Origin of the sequence: Glycomyces dulcitolivorans (assembly GCF_003265355.1) — a bacterium.
GTDB classification, from domain to species: Bacteria; Actinomycetota; Actinomycetes; order Mycobacteriales; family Micromonosporaceae; genus Glycomyces; species Glycomyces dulcitolivorans.
Genome location: NZ_QFRW01000186.1, coordinates 1 through 5,501, shown reverse-complemented (window position 1 = coordinate 5,501; position 5,501 = coordinate 1). Strand labels below are relative to the sequence as shown.

Sequence of the window (5,501 nt, the reverse complement as noted above, 5' to 3'; positions counted from 1 at the left end):
GCCCCATTGGGGCCGCCCCGCACCGCTGTCGTCTGCCTGAACACGGTGGCGGCCGACCGCCCGCCGGGAAGTTGTCCACAGGCCGGAAAAGAATTCTTGACGCTCGGTGACGAATCGGCGACCGTTGAGGCATGACGCAGATTCCGATGTACCGCACCGCCACGGCGACACTGACCGACCCGTTCTCGGTGGAGGAGTTGCCCGATCCCGGCGAAGACCTGCTGCTGCGCTTCGAGACGGTCTTCGAGTCCGACTTCAGCCAGGTGGCGACAGGCCGCACCGCGGCCTGGATCCACGGGTTCGACGTGCTGCCGCCGGGGACCGACCAGCGCGAGTGGCCGATCGAGAGCTCGTCGGACCCGCCGCTGGCGGAGGTCACGGTGGTCGACGGTCTCCCGGTGACCACGCTCGCGCGGACGCTGGTGGACTGCGCGGCCGACCTACCGCGACTCGAAGCGGTGGCCGCCGCCGACCAGATCCTGCGCGCCGGGGTCGAGGCGCAGCGGCTCGCCGAGGCGCTCGAACCGCTTCACGGCGACCGGCTGCGCCGCGCGAACGCCACGCTTCTGGCCTCCGATCCGCGGGCGGAGTCGCCGATGGAGTCCTGGACCCGGTGCCTCATCGGCGACGCGGGCCTGCCGGCGCCGGTCCCGCAGCTGCGGGTGCGGGCGCCCAGCGGCAGGTCGCGCTTCCTCGACCTGGGCTGGGACCGGTGGCGGATCGGTGTCGAGTACGACGGCATGGCGACCCACCTGGGCCTCGCGGCCGAGACCGGTGACCGGCGCCGCCAGCATCTGCTGGAGAACCTCGGCTGGGAGGTCGAGGTCCTGACGGCCTCCGACGTGATGGAGCATCCGCGCCCGTGGCTGGTCCGGCTCCGCGACCTCCTGCTCCGGAAGGGCTGGGACCCGAGCGCCAACGAGATCCACGACGTCAACTCCCGGATCGAGGCGGTGTCCTTGGCGCTGAAGCGATAGCGGGCCGCGGTGGGCGGGCCGGTTCCAGGTGGTGAAAACGGGGCCCGGTCCGCGGGCGCGGGCGGGCTAGGATCGGGGCGAGCATTGTTCGGATAGGGCGGGGAGCGCACGTGGCTGAAGGGACCTTCAGCGGGTTCGCGCGCCCGGCGGAGCCCACGCCGCAGGAGATCAAGGAGTGGGCGCTCGACCCGTACTCGACCGCCCCCGAGGGCCGCCAGTGGGACCTCACCCTCGCCACCGACGAGCTCGCCGACACCTGGCTCGACCTCGCTGGCGACGCGACCTGCCCGAAGCGGTCCTTCGCGCTCCACGTCCTCTACATCTACGCGGGCGACGCCGTCCGCACCAAGTTCCGCGTGCACCCGCGAAAGCACGTCGACCGGCTCCTCGAGACCGCGTCCGAGTCGCGGGACCAGTATGTTGGACTGTGGGCAGCCAACACCAAAGCGCTCATCCGCCAGCCGGACCTGTTCGACTACCACGAATGGTGCAACGGCGGCCTGGTGAGACGGCCGCGGCGGCTCAACCCCGGCCCGACGAGAAGATGAGAGCCCATGGCACCGCTGGAGACGAGCGCATGAACGCGCAGGACCCGAACCTCCGCATCTCGAACGCCGAGCGCGAGGCCGTCATCGCCCGCCTCCACGCCGCCACCGAGGAGGGCCGCCTCGACCTCGACGAGTTCGCCGAGCGCTCCGGGAAGGCCTACGAGGCCCGCACCTACGCCGAGGTCGAGCGCCTCCTCGCCGACCTGCCCGAGCCGACCGGCGCCCTCGCCGTCCCGCCGCCCGCCGCCCGCGGCCCCCGCGATCCCGAACGCGCCCACCGAGATGCGCCTCGCCCCGAAGGCGTCGTCCATGGAGCGCAAGGGCGACTGGGTGGTCCCGCCGCGGCTGATCGTCGACGCCAAGGCCAGCTCCGTGAAGCTCGACTGCCGCCACGCGGTCATCCGCTCCGGCACCGTCGAGATCGACCTCAACCTCATCGCCTCCTCTCTCGAAGTGGTGCTCCCCGAAGGCGCCTATGCGACCGACGACAATACGGACGTCATGGCGAGTTCGCTCTCGAATCACGCCTCCTACAAAGGAGGCACCGGTATTCGCTTCGCCTTCTCCGGCAAAGCGAAGGCCAGTTCGGTGACCTTCCGGCACGAGCGCCGATTCCTCTGGTGGCGTTGGTAGACCGCAATACGGGAAACCTGGAATTCACTGAATGTCCGGCCCTTGAAACGTCCTATGTAACGGGCTCATAACAGTCATGCCTGATCCCGGCGTTCTCCTCATACGAGGGTTTACACCGAACCTTCCTCGCAATAGGCTCTTTTCCGTGCGCCGCGGCCACGGCAAGTGACCTTGCGGTGGAGGATCAGTCACCCTCCGCGGTGCGCACCCCCTTGAGAGGAACTCATCGCATGGGATCTCCGTACCCACAGCATCCGAGGCGCGCTTCGCGGCGCGCCAGAACGCGGGCCGCGGCAGCGGCCGCCGTCGTCCCCCTGGTGGTCGCCGGACTCACCGCCGCGGCGGGACCGGCCGCGGCCGAGCCGTCGCTGCCCGAGGTCTTCCCCGAGTACCTGAAGGAAACCGCCGCGCCCGTCGAGTACACGGACGGCGTCTACGTCGTCCAGCTCGCGGCCGACCCCATCGCGACCTATGACGGCGGCGTCTCCGGACTCGACGCGACCACGCCCGCCGAAGGCGAGACCATCGACTTCGGGGCCGCCGCGGTCGAGGAGTACGGCGACTTCCTCGCCGGGGAGCGCGCCGACGTCATCGACGAGTACGACGTCGACGCCCTCGTCGAGTACGACACGGTCCTCAACGGCTTCGCCGCGGAGCTCACCGCCGCCGAGGCCGAGGCGCTCGCCGCCAGCGACAAGGTGCTGTCGGTCCTCCCGGACGTGATCTACCAGCCGACCGGCGCGGTCGACACCACCGGTTTCATGGACCTCTCGGGCCGCGACGGCGCCTGGAAGGAGGAGTTCGGCTCCGCCGAGCACGCCGGCGAAGGCGTGATCGTGGGCGTCCTCGACTCTGGCATCTGGCCCGAGAACCCGGCCCTGGCCCCGCTCTCGGAGCCGCGCCCGGACCAGGACGTCATCGACGCCAAGTGGAACGGCGAGTGCGAGACCGGCACGGACGACGACCCGGCCGGCAACATCGAGTGCAACAACAAGCTCATCGGCGCGCGCTGGTACGACTCGCGCGGCCTCGGCGCCGACAGCTACGCGTCCCCGCGCGACGCGGACGGCCACGGCACCCACACGGCCACCACCGCCGCGGGCAACTACAAGACCAGGGTCGAGATCGACGGCGAGAAGATCGGGACGTTCTCCGGCCTGGCCCCCGCCGCCCGCATCGCGGCCTACAAGGTCTGCTGGCCCGACGCCGGCTGCGCCGGCGCCGACATCAACAAGGCCATCGATGACGCGGTGAAGAACGGCGTCGACGTCATCAACTTCTCCGTCGGCTCGACCGGCACCGCCGAGTTCCTCGACACGACCTCCTGGGCGTTCCGCGCCGCCGCGCAGGCGGGCGTCTTCGTCGCCGCCAGCGCCGGCAACGACGGCCCGACTTCCACGGTCGACCACCAGGAGCCGTGGGTGACCACGGTCGCGGCGTCCTCGCACGACCAGACCTTCCGCACCGAGCTGGAGTTCGGCCGGTCGGACATCGAGGTCGCGGCGCTCGTCGGCGAGGCCGAGTGGCCCGTGAAGCTCGCGGTGGACGCGGCGTACGACGACGCGGACCCGGCGGCTGCGGCCACCTGCAACGCGGGCACGCTGGACCCGGCGAAGTCCGAGGGCTACGCGATCGTGTGCGTGCGCGGCAACACGTTCGCGGCCAACGCGGACCAGGTGTTCGACGTGGGCGGCCTGGCGCTGATCGTGGTGGACCAGTACGAGCGCGGCCCGGCCTCGGTCGTGACCTCGCAGTCCGTTCCGGTCGTGCACGTCTCGTACTCGGACGGCCAGGACCTGACGGCGTGGATCGCTTCGAAGAGCCGTCCCAAGGTCGAGGTCGAGACGTCGGAGCTGGAGGACCAGAACGCGCCGTTCATGGCGGCGTTCTCGTCGAACGGCCCGGCGCTGGCGGCGGGTCAGAACCTGCTGAAGCCGGACGTCACGGCTCCCGGCCTGGAGGTCCTGGCGGGCATCACGCCGGACAACCACGCGGGCAACGACTTCGCGACCGCGCAGGGCACGTCGATGGCGAGCCCGCACATCGCGGGTCTGGCGGCGCTGCTGGTGTCGGCGCACCCGGACTGGTCGCCGATGGCGGTCAAGTCGGCGCTCATGACGACCTCGTACCAGACCGACCAGGACGGGGACGCGATCCAGCGCGGCACCGAGGACGCGACGCCGTTCGACTTCGGCGCCGGTCACGCGGACGGCGCGGAGATGTTCGACCCGGGCCTGGTGTACGACTCGGACGTCGTGGACTGGGTCCAGTACGTGTGCGGGACGGACGAGGCGTACAAGATCCAGTCGCTGTGCAACTCGTACGGTTCGATCGACCCGTCGCAGCTGAACTACCCGTCGGTGACGGTGGCGGAGCTGACGGGCGTGTACGAGGTGACCCGCACGGTCACGAACGTGTCGGACAAGAAGTCGACCTACAACGCGGAGATCACCGCTCCGGCGGGCTTCGACGTCGAGGTGGACAACTCGCGGCTGACGCTGGAGCCGGGCGCGTCGGCGTCGTACACGCTGACGATCACGCGCACGGACGCCGCGTTCGACGAGTGGTCGTTCGGCGACATCACCTGGGTGGAGAAGAAGCGCCACCGCACGATCCACGAGGTGTACTCGCCGATCGTGGTGCGGCCGTCGCAGTTGTCGGCGGCCGACGAGGTGACGTTCTCGGGCGCCTCGGGCAGCGAGGAGCTGACGGGCGTGTCGGGCTTCGACGGGACGCTCGGCGTCTCGGTGTCGGGCCTGGCGGCCTCCGAGGTCTCGACGGCGGCGCTGTCGGACCCGGACGGCTCGTCGTTCCCGACGGACACCCCGGCGGAGAACTCGCACGTGGCCTCGTTCGAGTTCACGACGCCGGCCGATGCGGCGCAGGTGCGGTTCTCGACGTTCGACGACGACCACCCGGCGGGGACCGACCTCGACGTGTTCGTGTACCTGAAGGAGGGCGACGAGCTGACGCTGGTCGGCCTCTCGGCGACGGGCAGTTCGAACGAGACGGTCGACCTGCCGGGCGGTTACACGTTCGTGGTGTTCGTCGACGAGTACGCGGGTCCGTCGCCGCTGGACGTGGTGCTGCACGCGTGGACCGTGCCGGCCTCGGACGAGGGGAACCTCTCGGTGACCCCGGCCGAGCAGGCGGTGACACTCGCGGGCGAGTACTCGCTGGCGCTGTCGTGGTCGGATCTGGAGGCGGACTCGCGCTACCTCGGGATCCTGGGCTACACGGCGGACGGCGAGGCCGTCAGTTCGACCACGGTGAACATCGCGACCTGATTGCGCTTGAGCGCCTGAGGGTCTGACCGGGCAGGGCGCCCGCCGCATCCGCGGCG

The 5,501-nt window shown here is 70.5% G+C and carries 4 protein-coding genes and 1 pseudogene; all 5 read left to right on the top strand.

The window, feature by feature from the left end:
• The first annotated feature begins 131 nt into the window (after positions 1 to 131).
• The 5 genes and pseudogenes from DI269_RS14000 to DI269_RS13985 all read left to right on the top strand — a co-directional run bounded on the left by DI269_RS14000 (position 132) and on the right by DI269_RS13985 (position 5,445).
• Entirely contained in the window at positions 132 to 977 is an 846-nt protein-coding gene (locus DI269_RS14000; RefSeq protein WP_112136838.1) for a hypothetical protein, read from the top strand.
• Positions 978 to 1,087: 110 nt separating this feature from the next.
• Positions 1,088 to 1,525 carry a hypothetical protein gene (locus DI269_RS13995; RefSeq protein ID WP_112136836.1) on the top strand — a complete coding sequence of 146 codons (438 nt, stop codon included), beginning with the start codon at positions 1,088 to 1,090 and terminating at the stop codon, positions 1,523 to 1,525.
• Positions 1,462 to 1,674, top strand: a pseudogene (locus tag DI269_RS29115) (DUF1707 SHOCT-like domain-containing protein); the annotation flags it as partial. The gene DI269_RS13995 and the pseudogene DI269_RS29115, both read left to right, overlap by 64 nt.
• A gap of 160 nt (positions 1,675 to 1,834) precedes the next feature.
• On the top strand, positions 1,835 to 2,158 hold the full coding sequence (locus tag DI269_RS28250) for a hypothetical protein (protein ID WP_232822747.1): 324 nt from the start codon (positions 1,835 to 1,837) through the stop codon (positions 2,156 to 2,158).
• Between the two features lie 230 nt (positions 2,159 to 2,388).
• Positions 2,389 to 5,445: a S8 family serine peptidase gene (locus DI269_RS13985; protein WP_112136832.1), complete on the top strand. Its 3,057-nt coding sequence runs from the start codon at positions 2,389 to 2,391 to the stop codon at positions 5,443 to 5,445.
• Positions 5,446 to 5,501: the final 56 nt, after the last annotated feature.

Coding starts and splice junctions, on each gene's coding strand:
- DI269_RS28250 (WP_232822747.1), top strand. CDS start 1,835: ATGGAGCGCAAGGGCGACTGGGTGGTCCCGCCGCGGCTGATCGTCGAC.
- DI269_RS13985 (WP_112136832.1), top strand. CDS start 2,389: ATGGGATCTCCGTACCCACAGCATCCGAGGCGCGCTTCGCGGCGCGCC.
- DI269_RS14000 (WP_112136838.1), top strand. CDS start 132: ATGACGCAGATTCCGATGTACCGCACCGCCACGGCGACACTGACCGAC.